The sequence below is a fragment of the Mesorhizobium sp. RSR380A genome (assembly GCF_054719385.1).
On sequence record NZ_JBTTIB010000001.1, the window covers coordinates 1,491,263 to 1,510,935 of the forward strand.

Annotated in this window: 19 protein-coding genes; 10 read left to right on the forward strand and 9 right to left on the reverse strand. The window is 63.3% G+C overall.

Annotation, left to right across the window (positions count from 1 at the left end; genetic code table 11):
• Window positions 1–3: 3 nt before the first annotated feature.
• Window positions 4–2,088 carry a membrane protein gene (locus ACYG9Z_RS07215; RefSeq protein WP_023814983.1) on the forward strand — a complete coding sequence of 695 codons (2,085 nt, stop codon included), beginning with the start codon at window positions 4–6 and terminating at the stop codon, window positions 2,086–2,088.
• Window positions 2,089–2,132: 44 nt separating this feature from the next.
• Here the strand turns inward: ACYG9Z_RS07215 and clpS are convergent, their stop codons facing one another.
• The 4 genes from clpS to ACYG9Z_RS07235 all read right to left on the reverse strand — a co-directional run bounded on the left by clpS (window position 2,133) and on the right by ACYG9Z_RS07235 (window position 3,645).
• The gene (clpS, locus tag ACYG9Z_RS07220; RefSeq protein ID WP_023670006.1) at window positions 2,133–2,438 is read right to left on the reverse strand and encodes an ATP-dependent Clp protease adapter ClpS; all 306 of its coding nucleotides are present in this window, start codon (window positions 2,436–2,438) and stop codon (window positions 2,133–2,135) included.
• A 133-nt stretch (window positions 2,439–2,571) separates the two neighbouring features.
• Window positions 2,572–2,919: a hypothetical protein gene (locus ACYG9Z_RS07225; RefSeq protein ID WP_023713954.1), complete on the reverse strand. Its 348-nt coding sequence runs from the start codon at window positions 2,917–2,919 to the stop codon at window positions 2,572–2,574.
• Between the two features lie 153 nt (window positions 2,920–3,072).
• Entirely contained in the window at window positions 3,073–3,303 is a 231-nt protein-coding gene (locus ACYG9Z_RS07230; protein ID WP_023670004.1) for a hypothetical protein, read from the reverse strand.
• 39 nt (window positions 3,304–3,342) lie between these two features.
• Window positions 3,343–3,645: a hypothetical protein gene (locus tag ACYG9Z_RS07235; RefSeq protein ID WP_023683677.1), complete on the reverse strand. Its 303-nt coding sequence runs from the start codon at window positions 3,643–3,645 to the stop codon at window positions 3,343–3,345.
• A 258-nt stretch (window positions 3,646–3,903) separates the two neighbouring features.
• Here ACYG9Z_RS07235 and ACYG9Z_RS07240 point away from each other — a divergent pair, with 258 nt between their 5' ends.
• From ACYG9Z_RS07240 to ACYG9Z_RS07250, 3 genes are all read left to right on the forward strand, one after another.
• Complete coding sequence (locus tag ACYG9Z_RS07240; RefSeq protein ID WP_023670002.1) at window positions 3,904–4,620, forward strand: response regulator; 717 nt, start codon at window positions 3,904–3,906, stop codon at window positions 4,618–4,620.
• On the forward strand, window positions 4,617–6,026 hold the full coding sequence (locus ACYG9Z_RS07245; protein WP_023751261.1) for an ATP-binding protein: 1,410 nt from the start codon (window positions 4,617–4,619) through the stop codon (window positions 6,024–6,026). Before ACYG9Z_RS07240 ends, ACYG9Z_RS07245 begins: the two co-directional genes overlap by 4 nt.
• 93 nt (window positions 6,027–6,119) lie before the next feature.
• Window positions 6,120–6,524: a YciI family protein gene (locus ACYG9Z_RS07250; protein WP_023751262.1), complete on the forward strand. Its 405-nt coding sequence runs from the start codon at window positions 6,120–6,122 to the stop codon at window positions 6,522–6,524.
• Window positions 6,525–6,551: 27 nt separating this feature from the next.
• Here the strand turns inward: ACYG9Z_RS07250 and ACYG9Z_RS07255 are convergent, their stop codons facing one another.
• A complete protein-coding gene (locus ACYG9Z_RS07255; protein WP_023683674.1) occupies window positions 6,552–8,027 on the reverse strand; it encodes a pyridoxal phosphate-dependent decarboxylase family protein in 1,476 nt (491 codons plus the stop codon).
• A 19-nt stretch (window positions 8,028–8,046) separates the two neighbouring features.
• Window positions 8,047–9,132 (reverse strand): PLP-dependent cysteine synthase family protein, encoded by a 1,086-nt coding sequence (locus ACYG9Z_RS07260; RefSeq protein ID WP_023683673.1) that lies wholly within the window; start codon window positions 9,130–9,132, stop codon window positions 8,047–8,049.
• A 202-nt stretch (window positions 9,133–9,334) separates the two neighbouring features.
• On the opposite strand from ACYG9Z_RS07260, the gene ACYG9Z_RS07265 reads away from it, so the two are divergent.
• On the forward strand, window positions 9,335–11,365 hold the full coding sequence (locus ACYG9Z_RS07265; RefSeq protein ID WP_050586802.1) for a transcriptional regulator: 2,031 nt from the start codon (window positions 9,335–9,337) through the stop codon (window positions 11,363–11,365).
• 96 nt (window positions 11,366–11,461) lie between these two features.
• On the opposite strand, the gene choV is transcribed toward ACYG9Z_RS07265, so the two are convergent.
• From choV to ACYG9Z_RS07280, 3 genes are all read right to left on the reverse strand, one after another.
• Window positions 11,462–12,643, reverse strand: a complete 1,182-nt coding sequence (gene choV, locus ACYG9Z_RS07270; RefSeq protein ID WP_023683671.1) for a choline ABC transporter ATP-binding protein — start codon at window positions 12,641–12,643, stop codon at window positions 11,462–11,464.
• On the reverse strand, window positions 12,640–13,494 hold the full coding sequence (gene choW, locus ACYG9Z_RS07275) for a choline ABC transporter permease subunit (RefSeq protein WP_023669995.1): 855 nt from the start codon (window positions 13,492–13,494) through the stop codon (window positions 12,640–12,642). Before choW ends, choV begins: the two co-directional genes overlap by 4 nt.
• A gap of 137 nt (window positions 13,495–13,631) precedes the next feature.
• The gene (locus ACYG9Z_RS07280) at window positions 13,632–14,567 is read right to left on the reverse strand and encodes a choline ABC transporter substrate-binding protein (RefSeq protein WP_023686157.1); all 936 of its coding nucleotides are present in this window, start codon (window positions 14,565–14,567) and stop codon (window positions 13,632–13,634) included.
• Window positions 14,568–14,803: 236 nt separating this feature from the next.
• Between ACYG9Z_RS07280 and ACYG9Z_RS07285 the strand changes: the two genes are divergently transcribed.
• The 5 genes from ACYG9Z_RS07285 (at window position 14,804) to ACYG9Z_RS07305 (ending at window position 19,660) form a co-directional block, all read left to right on the forward strand.
• Complete coding sequence (locus ACYG9Z_RS07285) at window positions 14,804–15,415, forward strand: thymidine kinase (RefSeq protein ID WP_023683669.1); 612 nt, start codon at window positions 14,804–14,806, stop codon at window positions 15,413–15,415.
• A 14-nt stretch (window positions 15,416–15,429) separates the two neighbouring features.
• Window positions 15,430–16,608, forward strand: coding sequence for a glycosyltransferase (locus ACYG9Z_RS07290; RefSeq protein ID WP_023683668.1), 1,179 nt, complete (start codon window positions 15,430–15,432; stop codon window positions 16,606–16,608).
• An 85-nt stretch (window positions 16,609–16,693) separates the two neighbouring features.
• Window positions 16,694–17,077: a c-type cytochrome gene (locus ACYG9Z_RS07295; RefSeq protein ID WP_023683667.1), complete on the forward strand. Its 384-nt coding sequence runs from the start codon at window positions 16,694–16,696 to the stop codon at window positions 17,075–17,077.
• Between the two features lie 321 nt (window positions 17,078–17,398).
• A complete protein-coding gene (locus ACYG9Z_RS07300) occupies window positions 17,399–18,487 on the forward strand; it encodes a hypothetical protein (protein WP_023669990.1) in 1,089 nt (362 codons plus the stop codon).
• 27 nt (window positions 18,488–18,514) lie between these two features.
• The gene (locus ACYG9Z_RS07305; protein WP_023751264.1) at window positions 18,515–19,660 is read left to right on the forward strand and encodes a hypothetical protein; all 1,146 of its coding nucleotides are present in this window, start codon (window positions 18,515–18,517) and stop codon (window positions 19,658–19,660) included.
• The last annotated feature ends 13 nt before the right edge of the window (window positions 19,661–19,673 follow it).

Genomic DNA, 19,673 nt, shown 5'->3' on the forward strand with positions numbered 1-19,673 from the left:
CCTATGAACTGGTCGATTTCCTTCGAACCGCTGCTGTCCTGGCCCTTGCTGGCTTTGGTGCTCGCACCGCTGCTGGTGCTGGCGGCTGTCGGCTTGTGGTTTCGCCAGCGCGGCGCGATCTTCCGCTTCGCGGCGCTGATTGCGCTGGGCGCAGCACTCCTCAATCCGGTCTTCCTCGATGAGGAGCGCGAGGCGCTGAAGAGCGTCGTTGCCGTCATCGTCGACCGCAGCCAGAGCCAGGATATCGGCGACCGGACCAAACAGACCGACGAAGCGCTTGCCGGTTTGCAGCAGCGCCTTGGCCGCTTCAAGCAGTTCGACGTCCGCGTCGTCGAGGCCGGCAAGTCGGAAGCCGCCGACGAGCGCACCGAGACCAAGCTTTTTGCAGCGCTTGAAGGCGCTTTCCGCGACGTGCCGCCCTCGCGCATCGGTGGCGCCATCATGATCACCGATGGCGAGGTGCATGACGCACCGGCCGCCCCCGACTTCAATGCGCCGCTGCACGCGCTGATCACCGGCAACGAGCACGAGAAGGACCGCCGCATCCGCTTCGAGAACGCGCCACGCTTCGGCCTCGTCGGCAAGCCGCTCGACATGACCTACCGCGTCATCGCCACCGACGGCGAAACCGGCCCGGTCGATGTCCGCGTCTCGGTCAATGGAGAGCAGGTCGCGGTCGAAGAAGCGACCATCGGCCAGGCGATGCCGCTGCAGGTGACCATCCCCGGCGCCGGCCGCAACATCGTCGAACTCTCTATTGACCGCGAGCCGGGCGAACTGACCGACGCCAACAACCGCGCCATCGCGCTGATCGACGGCATCCGCGAGAACTTGCGCGTGCTTTTGGTTTCCGGCGAACCGCATGCCGGCGAGCGCACGTGGCGCAATCTGCTGAAATCCGACGCCTCGGTCGATCTCGTCCATTTCACCATTCTGCGGCCGCCGGAAAAGCAGGACGGCACGCCGATCAACGAACTGTCGCTGATCGCCTTCCCGACCCGCGAGTTGTTCGTCGAGAAGATCAAGGATTTCGATCTCATCATCTTCGACCGCTACCAGCACCGCGACGTGCTGCCGATCCTCTATTACGACTACATCTCCGAATACGTCGAAAAGGGCGGCGCGCTGCTGATCGCCGCCGGGCCGGAATATGCCGGCGACTCCTCGATCGCCCGCACCCCGCTAATGTCGTCGCTGCCGGCAATGCCGACCGGCGAAGTCATCGACAAGGCCTTCTATCCGCGCCTCACCGATCTCGGCCAGCGCCATCCGGTGACGCGCGGCCTCGACGGCTCGGCGACCGAGCCGCCGCGCTGGAGCCGCTGGTTCCGCACCATCGGCGTGCAGAACCCCGAAGGCGAAGTGGTGATGAAGGGCGCCGACAACCGCCCGCTGCTTCTGCTCGATCATAAGGGCGAAGGCCGCGTCGGCATGCTTCTGTCCGATCAGGGCTGGCTATGGGCGCGCGGCTTCGAGGGTGGCGGGCCGCATGTCCAGCTTTACCGCCGCATCGCCCACTGGCTGATGAAGGAACCTGAACTCGAGGAAGAGCGGCTGACCGCCGACGGCCGCGGCATGATGCTGGAAATCCGCCGCCAGACGATGAGCGACGATCCCGGCCCGGCGCAGGTGATCACCCCTTCGGGCAAGGCGCTGATCGTCAAGCTGGAGAAGTCCGAACCCGGCGTTTTCCTGGGCAGCATCGAGACCAAGGAGATCGGCCTCTACCAGATCGGCAATGGTGACCTGACCGCACTCGCCCATGTCGGCCCGGTCAACGCGCCGGAATTCTCCGACGTCGTCTCTACCGAGGACCGGTTGAAGGCTCCGACTGAGGCCACCGGCGGCAGCGTGCGCCGGCTGGCGGCCTCCTCCACCCTTGGCCAGCTCACCGGCAGCGTCACCCTGCCCTCCATCGTCCCGGTCCGCGCCTCCGGTGCGGCCTCGGGCGCAGACTGGATCGGCCTGCGCAGCACCGACGACAGCGTGCTCAAAGCCGTCTCGCGCGTACCCCTGTTCGGCGGCTTCCTCGGCCTTTGCCTGCTGCTGCTGGCCATGGGCGCGATGTGGTACAGAGAGGGAAGGTAAGGATCCCTTCTCCCCGTCACTATACGGGGAGAAAGACGCTCAACCTACTCCTCCGGCTCCGTCGTAAACAGCAGCGGGTACCCCTTGGCCTTGGCCGCGTCGACGGCCCGTGTCGCCTTGGTCTCGGCGACATCCCTGGTGAAGACGGCAACGACGCAAACGCCGAGCCGGTGCGCGGTGATCATCACCCGGTTAGCCTGGTCTTCGCTGAGCTTGAACTCGCCCTTCAGCACCGTCACCACGAATTCGCGCGGCGTAAAATCGTCATTGATGAGGATGACCTTGTAGAGCTTCGGCCGCTCGGTCCGCGGCTTGGTCTTGGTGCGGGGTTTGGAACTGATTTCAGGCATCGGGAACCGGTATCGCGCGAGGGGTCGCTCTCACTTTGTCATGGGGGAAAGCCGTCGTCCATTTTGATCGGCGCGCCAAACCGGCTTCCCGGAAGTGCTGCCGTTCACAAATTTAGGAAGTGTATGCTGCGGTTCAACGGCCCTGGCGATTGGCGACGCGACGAGCCTGGAATTGCCGTGCGCTGGATGCCGCATCCGGCCTTGATCCGGCCGCCTTGTATTCGACCCAGGCGACCGCGAGCCAGCCGAAGAAGCAGGCCAGCGCCGCGCCGGTGATCACGGTAAGCAGCAGGCTTTGCCATGGTGTGATGTATTGCCAGCTGCTGGAGATTGCCGGTGCAAACAGCGACGGCTCTGTGCGCCCGCTCACCGGATCGGGCACCGGGCTGGCGGTGAACTGGATCAGCACCCTGACCATTGCCGAGGCCACAAGGCCGCCGATGGCCATCGAGCGCAGAATGGATGAAAGCCGCTTCTTCATGCGGGCTATCCTACCGGACCGGCATTGCAAACGGGTTAAAGTCCTGGGTGGCCGGCACCCATCAACGGGTAATCATGCTCACACGACAAGGCCGCTCCAGCCGGGGGGGTGCTGGAGCGGCCTTGTTACAGACAAGCCTGTTGGCTGTCTGGATCAGGCCTTCGGGGCGTCCGTCTTGACGACCTTCTTCGCCTTCTTGTGCTTCTTGACGGGCTTCTTGGCGACGACCTTCTTCACCGGGGGCTTGGCGGTCGTGGTCGCCGGAGCGGTGGTCGTGGAAGCAGCCGGAGCAGCGGTCGTGGTGGCAGCGGCATTGCCCAGAGCCGGCATTGCGAAAGCGAGAGCGACGGCGAGACCGGTGGCGGAGAGGATGGACTTTTTCATGGCTTCATTTCCTTCTTTGTGCGGGTCGTGTTTCGAGTGTCACTGAACCGGGTCGATCGGTGTCACTCCAAGCAGCTTCAAAGCGTTCGCGAGCATCCGGATACCCTGTGCCTGTTTCTTGTTGGCGCAGAACCGGTTTCCCTTTCTTTGCAGTGCTTTCGCCGCGGTGACCTGCGTTGCCGCGGCATGGGTTTCAAGGGCTTCGTCTACCTGGCGATTGAGATCGATGCAGCGCTCGCTCCTTGTGATCGGCGTCACCTTTGCGGTTGTGGCTCCGACCGCGGCTGTGACGAGCGGAATGCTGAGCAGCGCACCCATCAAGCTGATCGTGAACCTGTGCATTGGTGATGTCCGTTACTCCGGAGACTTCGCGTCGCAGCCGATGTCCTGACCGCCACGGCACCCTTTATGCCCTTGATTTTTTTCGGGAGTTTTTCCGGACTATAGAATTTTGTTTCTGAATTGTTTCTGGCAAATCGGCTTTGCGGGCGATCATCGCCGCTGGCCAACATGTGGCCAGAATTCTATCGTGTGGGTGACGCCACAGAAGCAGACTCAGAAGGCAGCCGCCGACCGGCCGCCAGCAATGACAGGATCGCCGTGAAATCCGATGCGCACATACTGATCGTCGACGACGACAAGGGCATTCGCGACCTGCTTCAGGAATTCTTCCAGAAGCGCGGCCTGCGCACCACGGTTGCCGCCGACGGCGTCGAGATGGAAGACATACTGCGCCGCACGCAGGTAGACCTGATCGTGCTTGATGTGATGCTGCCGGGAAAGAGCGGGCTGGAGCTCTGCCGCGACCTGCGCGCCAGCTACTCGACGCCGATCATCATGCTGACGGCGGTCACCGAGACCACCGACCGCGTCGTCGGCCTGGAAATGGGCGCCGACGATTATGTGCCCAAACCCTTCGATCCGCGCGAGCTGCTGGCCCGTATCCGCGCCGTTTTGAGGCGCAATGGTGCTGCCGAGCCGAAGCGGGCCACCACCAAGCAGATCTATCATTTTGCCGGCTGGACGATGGACTGCTCGCGCCGCCGGCTGATGGCGCCGGGCGACGTCAGGGTCGAACTGACGATGGCGGAGTTCAACCTGTTGCAGACCTTCGTCAAAAGCGCGCAGCGCGTCCTCACCCGTGACCAGCTCATCGAGCTTTCCGGCGGTGACAGCGACTATTCCTTCGACCGCAGCATCGACATCCTGGTCAGCCGTCTCAGGCGCAAGATGGAAGACGACCCCAAGACGCCGAAACTGATCCTGACTGTGCGCAGCGGCGGCTACCAGTTCCTGCCCGAGACCACCTCCGAATGAGACGTTTCCTGCCGCAAACCCTGCCGGTCTGGGTTTTGCTCATCGTCATTGCCGGCCTGCTGATCAGCCAGGTCGCCACGCTCTACATCGTCTCGCGCGATCGTGCCGTCGCCAATGACGAGGTCGATCTCTACCGGCTTAACGACCGCGCCTATTCGCTGGTGCAGCTGATGCATGACGACACGCCGGAGCAGCGCAAGCTGACGGCCTCCGGTCTGTTCAACGCCACCTATGCGCTCACCGTTTCGGACACGCCCGCGGTCACCTCGTCGATCGCCGGCGACGACGAACTGGCCGAACTCGAGGACATCCTGGTCGGGCGGCTGTCGAAATTCGGCATCACCGACGCCCGCGTCCGGCGCGATCCGGCAACCCAGGCAGCCAACGCGCCTGGCGGTGTGGCCGTGACCAAGGATGTCGGCGCGGTGGAGCGTGACCTGTTATCGCTGGCGGCCAGCTTCGCCCAGAGCGACAAGCTGACGGCATCTGTCCGCTTCGCCGACGGCCAATGGCTGAATTTCACCGAGCCCAACACGCCGGTCGGACCGATATTGAGCTTCGACAGCCTGCCGCTCTATTCGCTGATCGCGGCCCTGGTGGTGATCATGTCGATCTGGTCGCTGCGCCGGCTGACGGCGCCCTATCGGATGATGGAAACGGCGGTCAACCGGATCGGCACGGACCTGAAGAGCCCGCCGATCGCCGAGACCGGCAGCCGCGAAATCCGCGCCGCGGCCAAAGCCGTGAACGCCATGCAGGTCCGGCTGCGCGACTATGTCGAGGACCGCGAACATCTGGCCGCCGCGCTCGCCCACGATCTGCGCACGCCGCTGACCCGCATGCGGCTGCGCCTCGAGCTGTTGCGCAGATCGACGGCGCGCGAGGCGCTCGCCCACGACCTCGCCGACATCGAGAGCATCGCCAGCTCCGTCATCGACTTCGCCACCTTCGAAGTCACCGAGGAGAAGAGCGAGCGGATCGATTTCTGGTCGCTGGTGGAATCGATCGCCGACAGTTTCGAGGACGTCACGTTCGACCATGACGGCGCCAGGCCGCGTGGCATGATCTGCATGGCGCGGCCGGTGGCGCTCAAGCGCTGCGTCAACAATCTGGTCCAGAATGCCGTGACCTACGGCAAGAAAGCCCATGTCAGCCTGCGGCAGTCGGACGGCGCGGTCACGCTGGTTATCCGCGACGAGGGGCCGGGCATACCGCAGGCGCAGCTCGACCAGGTGTTCGGTTCCTTCGTGCGGCTGGAGCAATCGCGCAACCGCCAGACCGGCGGTCTCGGGCTAGGCCTGACCATTGCCCGCAACATTGCGCGTGCCGCCGGCGGCGATGTCAACCTGTCCAACCATCCTCGCGGCGGCCTGCTGACGGAGCTCAGCCTGCCGCTGGCGGCATAAGGCAGCAGACTAGCGTCTCGATGGGCACCGGGGGTGGATCAACCAACCCAACCTTGCAATAGTGCGGCCGCTCGAACAGGAGGAGATCGCCGCATGCTTTACGCCATCCTGGCCTATCACGTCGAACAGACCATCCAGTCCCTGACGCCGCAGCAGGACGCGGCGCTGATGCACGACCTGCTCGAGGTCAATGCCAGATTGACCCGCGAAGGCAAGCTTGGGCCGGCGGCAAGACTGGGCGCGACCGCCGAGGCCGTCACGCTGCGCGGTCCGGGCGAAGGCATCGTCATCGACGGGCCGTTTGCCGAGACCAAGGAACAATTGCTGGGTCTTTATGTCCTCGACTGCGCCACGCAGGAGGCGGCGATTGCAGCCGCGCGCGACTTGCGCCGCGTGAATCCCTCGGCAGTCTACGAAATCCGGCCGATCACATTTTACCTTCCCGGCCTGGCGTTCCCCGTGACGAAGGGCGATTTCCAGGAGGCCGCCAGCGGCTGAGAGCCGCTTGCCCTACCCCATGGCCGGTCAGGCGGAAGCGATCTCGTTGCCCAGGCGGACCGTTTCGGCGACGAGAAGGTCGAGATCCTCGCGCCGGGTCCGGTGGTTGTTGATCGCCACCCTGAGGCAATGCTGGCCTTGCACCGTGGTATCGGAAATGGCGGCGATGCCCTCTTCCTGCAGCCTCAGCATGATCTCGGTGTTGAGCGCTTTCGCGCGCTCGCCATCGAGACCATCCGCGCGATAGCGGAAGCAGACGATGTTGATGCTGGTCGGCGCCGTCAGTTCGAGCGCTGGTTCGGCCGCGATTAGCCCTGAGAGATACTGCCCCTGCGCAATGTTCTGGTCGATCAGGCGGCCGAATTTTTCGACGCCGTGTTCTCGCAACGCCATCCACACTTTGAGTGCCTTGAAGCCGCGTGACGTCTGCAGGCCATAATCGTGCAGCCATTGGCCGGAGGCGAGGCCGCGCGGTGTCGATTCCAGATATTCCGGCGTCACCGCGAAGGTCTTGCGATGCGCCGAGGCATCCCTGACCAGCGCGCAGCCTGCCTCGAACGGAGCGTGCAGCCATTTGTGGGGGTCGAGCGCGATGGAATCGGCCCATTCGATGCCGGCGACGCGATGTGCATTCTGAGGCGCGATCGCGATCAGCGCGCCGATGCAGCCGTCGACATGGAACCAGAGGTCCTCCTCATGCGCCAGCTTGGCCAGCGCCTGCAGATCGTCGATGGCGCCGGTGTTGACAGTGCCGGCGTTGCCGATGATGCAGGCCGGCTTGAACCCGGCCGCGCGATCTTCCGATATCGCAGTCCTCAAACCTTCAATGTCGATGCGCAGGCCGGCGTCGCTGGCAATGCGGCGCAGCGCCTTGTTGCCGAGACCGAGCGCTTCCATCCCCTTGCGGTGACAGGAATGGACCTGGTCCGAGCCATAGAAACGCAAAGGCTTTTCGATTGCTCCAACGCCGTGCTCGCGCACGTCGATGCCGGCCTTGGTGTTGCGCGCCACGGTGAGCCCGATGATGTTGGCCATCGAGCCGCCGCTGACCAGCGTGCCGCTGGCCGAAGCCGGCATGCCCATCATCTGCTTGCACCAGTCGACCACCTGGCCGTCCATCAGGGCGGCGGCATGGTTGCCGCCGCCGAGATTGGAGCCCTGGATTGCCGCCAGGAAATCGCCGATCGCGCCGGTAAAATTGCTCGACCCCATATACCAGGACCAGAAGCGCGGATGGATGTTGCCCATCGGATAGGGCATCACCTTGTCCACGACATCGCCATAGATGTCGGCGAGCGGGGTCGGCGATTGCGGCAGCGAGGCGGTGAAGAAATCCCTCACATCTCCAGGCATCTCCTGCCACACCGGCCGTTGCCTGACATCGCGCAGGTAAGCGACGGCATCGTCAACGATCCGATGCGACAGGCTTTGCACATCGGCCCAGTCCGAGGGGTCAAGCGTTTCCTCGGTACTGGTAGCCGAGTGTCCAGGCATCGCGTCCATGCAATTTGCTCCCGCGTCATCATGCCGGGAACTGGCAACCGGGCGTCGAGCGCGAGAGAGCAAGCTCTTCCGCATTCATCTCGGCCTCGATGCCATCGAACAGCGGTGTCGACATATAGCGTTCGCTGGTATCGGGAAGCATGCACAGGATCACCGAACCGGCCGGCGCCGTGCCGGCGATCTGGCGTGCCACGGCAAAAGCCGAACCGCCGGAAATGCCGGTGAAGATGCCTTCCTGCTGCGCCAGCGCCTTGGCCCATTTCATGCCCTCCGGCCCGGCGATCGGCATCACCTCGTCATAGAAGTTGCCAGCGATGGCCTCCTGCAGGACGTGCGGGATGAAATCCGGCGTCCAGCCCTGGATCGGGTGCGGTTCGAAAGCCGGATGGCTGGCGGCCGGCGCTCCGCCGGCGCCACGCATCTGCGGCTTGCCGCTACCGACAAGCTGCGCATTGGCCGGTTCGGTGAGCACGATCCGGGTCTCAGGCCTCTCGCGGCGCAGCACCCGCGCCACGCCGGCGACGGTGCCGCCGGTGCCGTAACCGGTGACGAAATAGTCGAGCCGCGAGCCGGCGAAATCGTTGACGATCTCGCGTCCCGTGGTTGCTTCATGGATGTCGGCGTTGGCCTTGGTCTCGAACTGGCGGGCCAGGAACCAGCCATTGGCTTCGGCCAATTCCACCGCCTTCTTGTACATGCCGAAGCCTTTCTCGGCGCGCGGCGTCAGCACCACCTTGGCGCCCAGCATCCGCATCAGCTTGCGGCGCTCGACCGAGAAACTGTCGGCCATCGTCACCACCAGCTTGTAGCCCTTCTGCGCACAGACCATGGCAAGACCGATGCCGGTGTTGCCGCTGGTCGCCTCGACAATGGTCTGTCCAGGCTTGAGCGCGCCGGTGCGTTCACCTTCCTCGATGATGTTGAGCGCCAGCCGGTCCTTCACCGACGCCGCCGGATTGAAGAACTCGGCCTTGACGTAGATGGTGGCGTGCGCCGGTCCGAGATTATTGACGCGGATGACCGGCGTGTCGCCGATGGTGTCGAGAATGCTGTCGAACAGGCGGCCGCGGCCGGCCGTGGTTCTGATTTTCTGCTGATGCAACATGGTAGACTCCTGGTTCTTGCTCACGGGCCGGTTACACACCGGCGGTTTGGGCGGCGAGATTTCGACACCTTGCCGCACTACAGGTCCTTGACGTGCGGCAGTGTGGTAAACACCACATTCGGCGCACAAATTTTGCGAGCCGGGTGCACTTTGTCGTGCTCGGTGGTAAAGCAGGGGTCGGCAGGTCAGCGTGGGAGCAGGCGTGGTATCTGGCGTGGAATCGAGCCTGGCGAGCAGCCATCAAGGTGTTGTCGTGCGCCTGTTTGGGCCGCCGACGATTGCGCGCGACGGCGTCCCGGTGGTCTTGCCGGCATCGCGCAAGCTGCGCGCGCTGCTGGCCTATCTGGCGCTGGCGCCCCATCCGGTCGGACGTGGCAAGCTCTGCGAGTTGCTGTGGGATGTTCCAAATGATCCCAGGGGTGAGCTTCGCTGGTGCCTGAGCAAGCTGCGGGCCGCGCTCGACGAACCGGGCCGCCGCAGGATCGAAACATCGGGCGATACGATCGCGCTCGACCTCGACGGCATCTCAGTCGACGTTCTGGATGTCGCGGCGGCGGCTGCCGCAGGCATCGAAACGCTCGAGCCGACGCGACTGCAGTTGCTCTCCGACCTGTTCGTCGGCGACTTCCTCGAAGGGCTGGAGATCGACCGCAGCCCTCTCTTCAACAGCTGGCTGACCGCGCAGCGCCGCCGTTTCGGTTCCTGCCAAGCTGCTATACTGGAACATTTGGTCAAGACGCTGCCGGCCGATTCCGAAGACGTCTCCGCCCATCTCGAAAAATGGCTGGAATTGACCCCGTTCGACAGCAGCGCCCATGTCGCACTCCTGGTGAGGCTGGCGAGGCGCGGCCAGTTCGGTGCCTGCGAAGACCATCTTGCCGCTGCGGCGCAGTTGTTCCAGTCGGAAGAGCTGGATTTCGGCCCGGTGCGCGAGGCGTGGCTGTCCATCCGCAGCGAACGGCCCTGCGCGATTTTGCCGGCACAACCGGCAGCTCCGCCCGGGCCGAACCAGGCGTCAGTCATGCTTGCCGGTTCAGAAGCCGCGACGCCGCACAAGGCTTCGCTGGCCGTGATGCCATTTGCCGAAGACGCCGGTAGCGGCGTTCGTGGCGGGCTGGCCGATGGCTTGACCCACGACATCATTACCCGCCTCGCCAAGCTCAGGGACTTCTTTGTCATCGCCCGGGGCTCGGTCTTTGCGCTGGCGGAAAGGAACATCGCGCCGGAAGATGCCGGTCGAAGGCTGAATGTCGACTATGTCGCCACCGGCACGGTGCGCAGCGCGACGGGCCGCCTGATCATCACCGTCGAGCTCGTCGAGGTCCGCACAGCCAGGATCGTCTGGGCCGAGACCTTCGAGCGCAAGCCCGACGATCTTTTCGCCGTGCTTGACGATATCGGCAACAGCATCGTGGCCTCGGTCTCATCCGAGATCGAGACCGTCGAGCGCAACCGCGCCATGCTGAAAGCGCCCAATTCACTTAACGCCTGGGAGGCCTACCATCGCGGCCTCTGGCACATGTATCGCTTCACCCGCAGCGAGAACGACCTCGCACGGCATTTCTTCGACATTGCTGTCAGGCAGGATCCGACCTTCACCCGCGCCTATGCCGGCCTCTCCTTCACCCATTGGCAGAGCGCCTTCCAGCGCTGGGGCGACCGCGACCAGGACAGCGTGCTTGCCTTTGAGGCGGCCGGCCAGAGCCTTTTGGTCGACGATCATAATCCCGCCGCGCACTGGGCGATGGGCCGGGCGCTGTGGCTGCGCGGCGAGGGTGACGCGTCCGTGCTCGAACTGCAAAGAGCCGTCGACCTCAGCCCGAACTTCGCGCTTGGCCACTATGCGCTGTCGTTCGTGCATTCGCAGTCGGGCGACCCGCAAGCGGCGATCGGGTCGTCGGATCATTCGCGCCATCTGTCGCCGTTCGACCCGATGCTGTTCGGCATGCTGGGCGCACGCGCCATGGCGCATGTCCGCCTCGGCCAGTTCGACGAGGCAGCCGATTGGGCACTGAAGGCGGCCGCCCGCCCCAACGCCCATGTCATCATCCTGTCGATCGCCGCTCACTGCCTGGCGTTGGCGGGGCGACTGGACGAGGCGAAAACTTTCGCCGCCGCCATCCGCAAGACGCTTCCGGATTACCGAGCCGACGACTTCATCGACACCTTCCGCTTCGACCGGGATGCCACAGCCCTGTTCAAGCTCGGCGCCACGCGCATCGGTCTGGCTTAGAGCATGATCCCAAAAAGTGGGTACCGGTTTTTGGAAAAGATCATGCTCCAACAAAGGGCTAGATCATGATGAATTTCAACCAAATCTCATCATGATCTAGCGCCGCAACACCGCGCTCAGCACATCGCGTATCCCGATCGCGCCGACAAAGCGCGACTGGTCGTCGAACAGCGCCACGGGTGCCGTCTGCGAGCGGTGCATGGCCAGCATCACCGTCTTCAGCGACGTGCCGGGGTTGGCCCAGAACACTTGCGCCGTCTCCTCCGGCTGCGCCTCGACATCGGCGCATGAAACCCATACCGCCGGTTTGCCGTCGCGTTCCGCCGCCGCCACCAGCCCGTGCTCGTCGATCTTAAAGCGCGTCGTCTTGCGCCGGTCGAGCCACACCCAGCCATTATCGCCGTGCTGGAGGTCGCGGCTGTCGCGCATGACGTTCCAGGCGGTCAGCACCGACAACGGATTCACATTGGCGATGAAGTCGCGGACATAGTCATTGGCGGGCTTGAGCACGATGTCTTCCGGCGCCCCGGTCTGCACGATGCGACCGCCCTCCATGATGGTGATGTGGGTGCCGATCTTCAGCGCCTCTTCCAGATCATGGCTGACGAAGATGATGGTCTTCTTCAGCTCCGCCTGCAGCTGCAGCAATTCGTCCTGCAGCTTGGTGCGGATCAGCGGATCGAGCGCAGAGAACGGCTCGTCCATCAGCAGGATCGGCGCCTCGGTGGCGAAGGCACGGGCCAGGCCGACGCGCTGCTGCATGCCGCCGGACAGCTCATGCGCGTATTTCTTCGACCACTGGTCGAGATTGACCAGTTTCAGCTGGCGTTGCACGCGCTCCTTGCGCTCTTGCTCCGGCACGCCGGCGAGTTCGAGGCCGAGGCCGACATTCTCCTCCACCGTACGCCAAGGCAGCAGGCCGAACTGCTGGAACACCATCGCCACCTGCTTCTGGCGCAGCCGCCGCAGCGTCGCCTGATCGCAGGTCACGACATCGACGATATTGTCGCCGTCCTTGACCAGCACCTGGCCGCGCGACACCACGTTGAGCCGGTTGACCGCCCGCAGCAGCGTCGACTTGCCCGAGCCGGACAGGCCCATCAGCACCGAGATTTCGCCCTCATGCACGGTCAGGCTGGCGCCGGCGCAACCCAGCACATTGCCGGTCTTTTCGAGGATTTCGGCGCGCGTGGCGCCGCCGTCGATCAGCGCCAGCGAACCGGCCTGGTCGGACCCGAAGACGATATCGACATTCTTGAAGTCAACGGCGACGGTCATTTCTTGCCTCCAACGCCGATACGCGTCATCCGGTCGAGCACGATGGCGAGTACGACAATCGCCAGACCCGCCTCGAGCCCGAGATCGATGCGGCGCGAGCCGAGCGCGCGGTTGATTTCAGTGCCGAGGCCGCCGGCGCCGATGAGGGCTGCAAACACCACCATCGACAGCGACAGCATGATCGATTGCGTCAGCCCGGCCATGATGGTCGGCAGCGCTGAGGGCAATTCGACCTTCCACAGCAGCTGCTGCTTGGTGGCGCCAAACGCCTCGCCGGCCTCGATGATCGACTTCGGCACCGAGACGACGCCGAGATGGGTGAGCCGGACCGCGGTCGGGATGACGAAGATGATGGTGACGATGAGGCCGGGCGCGTTGCCGAGACCGAACAGGGTCAGGACCGGGATCAGGTAGACGAAGGTCGGCAGCGTCTGCATCAGGTCGAGCACCGGCAGCATGATGCGGTAGACCTTCGGCTTGTGCGCGGCCCAGATGCCGAGCGGCACGCCGATGGCCATCGCCATGGCGGCGGCGGCCACGACCAGCACCAGCGTCTGCACCGTCTGCTTCCAGAGGTTCTGGTTGATGATGAAGATCAGGCCGAGAAAGACGCCTATGGCCAGCGGGCGCGAGCGCTGCAGCAGCCAGGCGATGATGGCGATGATCAGCGCCAGCAGCACCGGCGGCACCATCAAAAGGATGCCAACCAGCCCGTCGAGCAGGAAATTGAGGCCATTCGAGAAGGCCCTGAACACGGTGTCGAAATTGTCGGTGAGGAAACCGAAGAACGCCTTTCCCCAGGCGCCGATCGGTATCTTGTGATCGACCATGAATTTCGAAATCGGATCCATATCGCCCCTCTCATGCGAGAGACCGCCTGCTTCCGGCCTCCGCTGTCGTTAGGTCATCTTCTCACAGGATATGAAAAAGGGCAGCCTTTTTTAGATTGGCTGCCCTTCCTGGTTCGGCTTTGCCGAATTCAGTCGGCTCAGCTTCCGAGCGCGGTCTTGACCGCCGCTGCCGCATCGCCGCCATCGAAGGTGGTGACGCCGGCAATCCACGGCGCAACCGCGTCAGGGTGCTTCTTCAGCCAGTCGGCTGCGACCGTGTTGGCGTCGCCGCCCTTCAGGATCGCGTCCATCATCTCGCCTTCCATGTCCAGGTTGAACTTCAGGTTGGCGATGAACTTGCCGGCATTCGGGCATTCGGTGGTGTAGCCCTTGCGCACATTGGTGTAGACGGTGGCGGCGCCGAAGCCGCTGTCGCCCATGCCGTCGAGATAGGTGAGCTTCATGGCGCCCATCACCGGATGCGGCGTCCAGCCGAGGAACGCGATCCACTCATTGTTCTTGATCGACTGCTCGGCCTGCGTCAGCATGCCGGCTTCCGAGGACTCGACCAGCTCGAAGCCTTCGAGATTGTCCTTCGGATTCTTGATCATGTCGAGGATGATGCGGTTGCCGTCATTGCCCGCCTCGATGCCATAGATCTTGCCGTTGAACTTGTCCTTAAACTTGCCGATGTCGGTCAGCGACTTGACGCCGGCCTCCGCGACATAGGTCGGTACGACGATGCCGTAGCCGGCGCCGGTCAGGTTGGTGCCGATCGTCTCGACCGAACCATCGGCGGTGTAGTCCTTGATGTCGTTGGTCATCGACGGCATCCAGTTGCCGAGGAAGACGTCGAGATCCTTGTTTTTCAGCGACGCCATGGTCACCGGTACCGATAGCTGGATCGTCTGCGGCTCGTAGCCGAGCGCGGTGAGCAGCACCGAAGCGACGCCGGTGGTTGCCTGGATGTCGGTCCAGCCGACATCGGAAAGGCGCACCGCCTTGCAGCTCTCCGGATCGCCGGCAAGTGCAGCGCTCGTGGACAGAAAAGTCGCCAGGCCGAGGCCGGCGACGAAGGTGTTCATACGCGACATTGGCAGTCTCCCATTGTGATTCTTGGCGAAGCGTAGTTACGGTTTCTCTGCCCGCCTTGTTTCGTCAGCCAAACACCATTCTGGTGTGGTTTCAAGCGCTAAGACAATCACGATCAACGGCGCGGACTGGCCAAACAGCGACACGCCCGCCGCTTTTTCGATGGCAGACGGCTTTTCCCATGAAATGCAGCGGTGCCCTCTCCCCGCGCCGCGCCAACTCGGCTTAAAAGGACGGCATGGCCAAGCTCTACTTCCACTATGCGACGATGAATGCCGGCAAAACGACAATGCTGCTGCAGGCGTCCTACAATTATCGCGAACGCGGTATGACGACGATGCTGTTCGTCGCCGGCCACTACAGAAAGGGCGACACCGGGCTGATCTCGTCGCGCATCGGCCTGGAGACGGAGGCCGAGATGTTCCGCGACGGCGACGATCTCTACGCTCGCGTCGCCGAGCATCACGAACATACGACGGTGCATTGCATCTTTGTCGACGAGGCGCAATTTCTCGAGGAAGAGCAGGTCTGGCAGCTCGCCCGTATCGCCGACCGGCTGAACATCCCGGTGATGTGCTACGGCCTGCGCACCGATTTCCAGGGCAATCTGTTTTCCGGTTCGCGAGCGCTTCTGGCCATCGCCGACGATCTGCGCGAAGTGCGCACCATCTGCCGCTGCGGCCGCAAGGCGACGATGGTCGTGCGTCTCGGCGCTGACGGCAAGGTGGCCAGACAAGGCGAACAGGTGGCGATCGGCAAGGACGTCTATATCTCGCTCTGCCGCCGCCACTGGGAAGAGGAAATGGGCCGCGCCGCGCCCGACGATTTCATTGGCTTCACCAGAGGCTGAACGGCCGGGACAACATGAAAATTCTGCAGTTCACAGTCGATTGCCCGTTTCCGCCGGTCTCCGGCGGAGAGATCCGGAACGCCGCCAATGCACGCGCTTTGGCATCGATTGGCGAGGTCCTGACGGTAAGCCTGACTGGCGCCCCGGCACCCTCCACACCGCCGAACATCCGTCACCGGATCATCGAGGCAGCGCGCGGCAGGGCGCCTTGGGGCAGGCGCAGCCCGCACCCGACCGTGCATATGATGCCGGACGACGAGCTGGCCGAAGCCGACGCCATCTGGAGGGAATTCGCGCCCGATCTCGTGGTGATCGAGGAGATCGTGCTTTCGCAGCTGCTGACGCTGGCGCCGAAGCATCGCGCGCGCACCGTCCTTGACCAGCACAACATCGATTCCCGGACGGTGTCCGACCGGATCGCCGGCCTGACGCTGTGGCAGCAAATACGAGACTGGCGCCAAAACAGGCGAAGGAAGGCAGAGGCGCGCGAAGCCGACAGGTGTGCGGCTGCCCTGGCCGACCAGATCTGGGTTTGTTCGCGGGCCGACGAAGCGCTTCTGTCCGCTCTCGGCCCCGTCAACGACGTCAGGTTCGTCGCCAACCCCATTCCAGACGAGAGCGTGCTTTCCCTGCCGATTGCTGCCGAGCGCTTCAGTGAGCTCAGCCTGTGCTTCATCGGGCATCTCGGCTATTTCCCCAACATCGACGCCGTCAAGCAGATCGGCCGCGCGATGGCGCCGCGCCTCGCCGCTTCCGGCCGGCCCTGGTCGATCACCGTCGCCGGCAGAAACCCGCGCGATGTCGTGCGCGGTCTATGCACCAGGCATGGTCTGCGGTTGATCGAGAACCCGCCGCATCTGCCGGAATTGCTTGGCCGCGCCGGCTATGCGCCGATCCCGCTGCGCTTCGGCGGCGGAACCCGCATCAAGGTGCTGGAGGCGATGGCGGCGGGCTTGGTCGTCGCCGCCACCGAAAAGGCCGTCGAAGGGCTTGGGCTGCAGGCGGGCAGGCATTTCCTGTCCAGCGACGATGCCGGCAAGTTGGCATCGAAAATCATCGATCTCGCGACACGCCCGCAAGCGGCCGCCGAGATGGCGGAGATCGGCCGCGCTTTCGTGCGCGATAACCATTCGTCGGCGGCGATTGAAAAGCAAGTCAAGCAGGCGGCTGCGGCGATCCCGCGCACGGATTGAGCCCGGTCCGCTATCAGCCGCCATACTGCGTTTGTTAAGGCCTGCTGCCTATTTTGCCCTCAGCAAGAGCCAGCCGGGAACCGCCATGCTTCGAGCCATTTCATCAGCCCTTGTCATTTACTTGGCCGGTATCCTCGCCGCGCAGGCCGACGGCGATGCAGCACTTGGCAAGAATGTATTCTACCGCTGCATGGCCTGTCACGAGGCGGCAAGCGACCGCGACAAGGTCGGCCCGCATCTCCTCGGTATCGTCGGCCGCACCGCCGGCACCGCCCAGAATTTCAACTATTCGCAGGCCATGAAGGACGCCGGCGCGGCCGGCCTGGTCTGGGACGAAGCCAACCTCAAAGCCTATCTTGGCGCTCCCAAGCTGAAAGTACCCGGCAACAGGATGGGCTTCTCCGGCCTGAGCAGCGACGAGGACATCGCCAACGTCATCGCCTATCTGAAGGCCGATCCGAAGCCTTAAACGTCGCGATGGGTAGCGTGATGGCGACGGCTTCCGCCAGCTGTCTCGCGCTTGCAACTCATTGAGCCTTCTGTCGAATTCAGCACACCCACACTGTCCGAGATCGACTTCTTCGCAGCCGTCAAAGTTCAATGACAATTGAACAATACTTGGCCGGCTGGTTAATCACGCCATGACCCCGCCTTCATTGCCTTTCAAGACGACCAGGCAATTTTTTGTTTTCGGGGCGGGTCTTGTCTTGCGTCTTTCAATCCCCTGATACCCCACATATATTCGCCGCTGTTCGCAGCCAGCGACCGGAAGCCGAAGCGGGAGGCCCCTATGGCGACATTGCAGAATTTCGATGCCGAAATTGCCAAGACCAGGCAGGTCGTGCAGGACATGCGCTCCAAGATCGAGCAGTCGGGCACGGTGCTTGATACGCTGGCCACCGCCGACAAGAAGATCGGCGACGCCAATTTCGACATCGAGAATGCCCGCATCGAGGACGTGCTGAAGCAGCAGAAGGTGATGGAAGGCAACATTGCCGACCTGATCATCGGGCTGGAAGACGCCACCAACGTCTTCGGCACCGAATTCGAGAGCATGAAGAACTACACCGGCTGGGAAAGCTTCGTCGGCGTCTTCTCGGCGCAACGCAAGCAGCGCATGCGCACCGACCGCGTCCGCAACATGTCGCTGGCCGGCAATCTGCAGGAGCTTCTGGTCAAGTCCGACACCATCGTCGGCATCCTGAAAGCGCAGAAAGAGGTCCTCGACCAGCGCTACAAGACCTCGGAAAACAGCCTGTCGCAGGTGATCGAGCGCCGCAAGGTCACCATGACCAACCTCGAGGCGGTGCAGAAGCGCATCGAGGAGGTCAATCCGCTGCTGCTCGACATCGAAAACAAGATCGCCGCTTCTACCAGTCAGAAGGAGCGCACGCAGCTTGAGGGCGAGCGCTCGAAACTGGCGACCGAATACAATGAAAAGCAAGCCAAGGAGCAGGAGCTTCTGGCCGAGAGCCAGACGCTGGAACGCTACACCTCGATGTTCCAGACCTTCGTCGATTCGCTTAACAATCAGATCGCAGCCCAGTCGACGCTTATCAACAAGCTGACCATCGATACCGAGCAGCGCATCGTGCTCTACAAGGCACTGGAAGATTCCTTGAAGACCGCCGCCCAGCAGGATGTCGCCCACAAGATCAACACGCTGGGCAGCCAGGTTGACAACACCGCCGAAGAGACCATGGCCGGCATTGGCGCCGCCTCGCAAAAGCACATCGGCGATCTTCTCGAAATGCACGAGAAGAACATGGTCGCCAGCTCCGACATCCAGCGCCGCAAGAAGCTCGCCGACGACGCCTTCGCCCGCCGTTTCGACGACGTGATGAAGAAGCACAATTCGGCCAACTACGTGCAGTCGTAAGGAGCGGCTGCACGCGGGCACACCGGCATGACTCCCGAAAACGAAGCGGCGGCGCGCTATTTTTCCGCCATCACGGCGGCACTCAGCGGCCTCGAAGTGTTCATGCGCGACGACCGCTCGCCGCTTTACCGGCACGGCATCGTCGCCAAGATTGTCGCCGAATACATTGCCCGGCTGGACAAATCGTTTTCCTGCTGGCGCAACCGGCTCGGCTTCATGGACACGTTCCGCATTTCGCGCGCCGACAGCGGCTATCCCGTCTTCCAGAACCTGCTCGAACTGGAAAACGACCGCCGCCAGGCCGAGGCGCGGCTGGCCAACATTCCGCTGGCCGGCGAATTGCGCGAGGAAATGGCCGACTTCATCCTGCGCCACAAGGAATTCCCCGAAGCGCTGCAGAAGTCGATGGCCGAGCGGCTCTATCTCGAGGACGTCAAGAGCGAACAGACTTTTGGCCCGTTCTCGCTGGCGCAGACGGCCAAGGTCTCGGTCAATCCAAAGACCGGGCGCCCCTATTACCTCGTGCACTGGGCGAGCTTCGACGGCAGCGCCAACCTGCCGCTGGTCTACATGGTGACGGTGGAGGATTCCTCCGAAAGCATGATCCGGCAGCTCGTTGACAGCAGCGGCAAGCTCAATGAACGGGTCGACATCCCGCTGCCGGTGGACGGCCTGCTCAACCCCGAACTCGCCCATCGCTTCGACGATTTCACCGAGAAGAATTCCGCCTACACGCTTTCGCCCGCAACGATTGCGGTCAATCTCGACAAGGATTTCGAGCCGCTGCACCCTAAGCAGCTGCGCCGCGTCGTGCTCGGCCCCTTTTATTCCGCAGGCATTACGGACAACAATTCGACCGTGACCGAGGTGCTGGCCAAGGTGCGCAAACCGGAAAATGCCTGGCTGCTCACCTGGACCATCCAGGAGGTCTACTCCAAGGGCGAGAAACCCGGCCGCAAGGGCCTGTTTTCGAGCGAGAAGACCACGCAGGAATTCTTTATCAACACCGACGATCTCGAAGCCGCGCGCCAGGGTGTGTCGAGCTACGAGAACCACGCCCTGATCTCGCACGAAGCCTATCAAGCACTCTACGCCGCCGGCGAAGCTCAAAAGATCTTTTCCGGCTACAAGGTTCACATCCTGTCAAATGGGCAGGTGATTTCAGATGTCTGACCGTCACATCGCG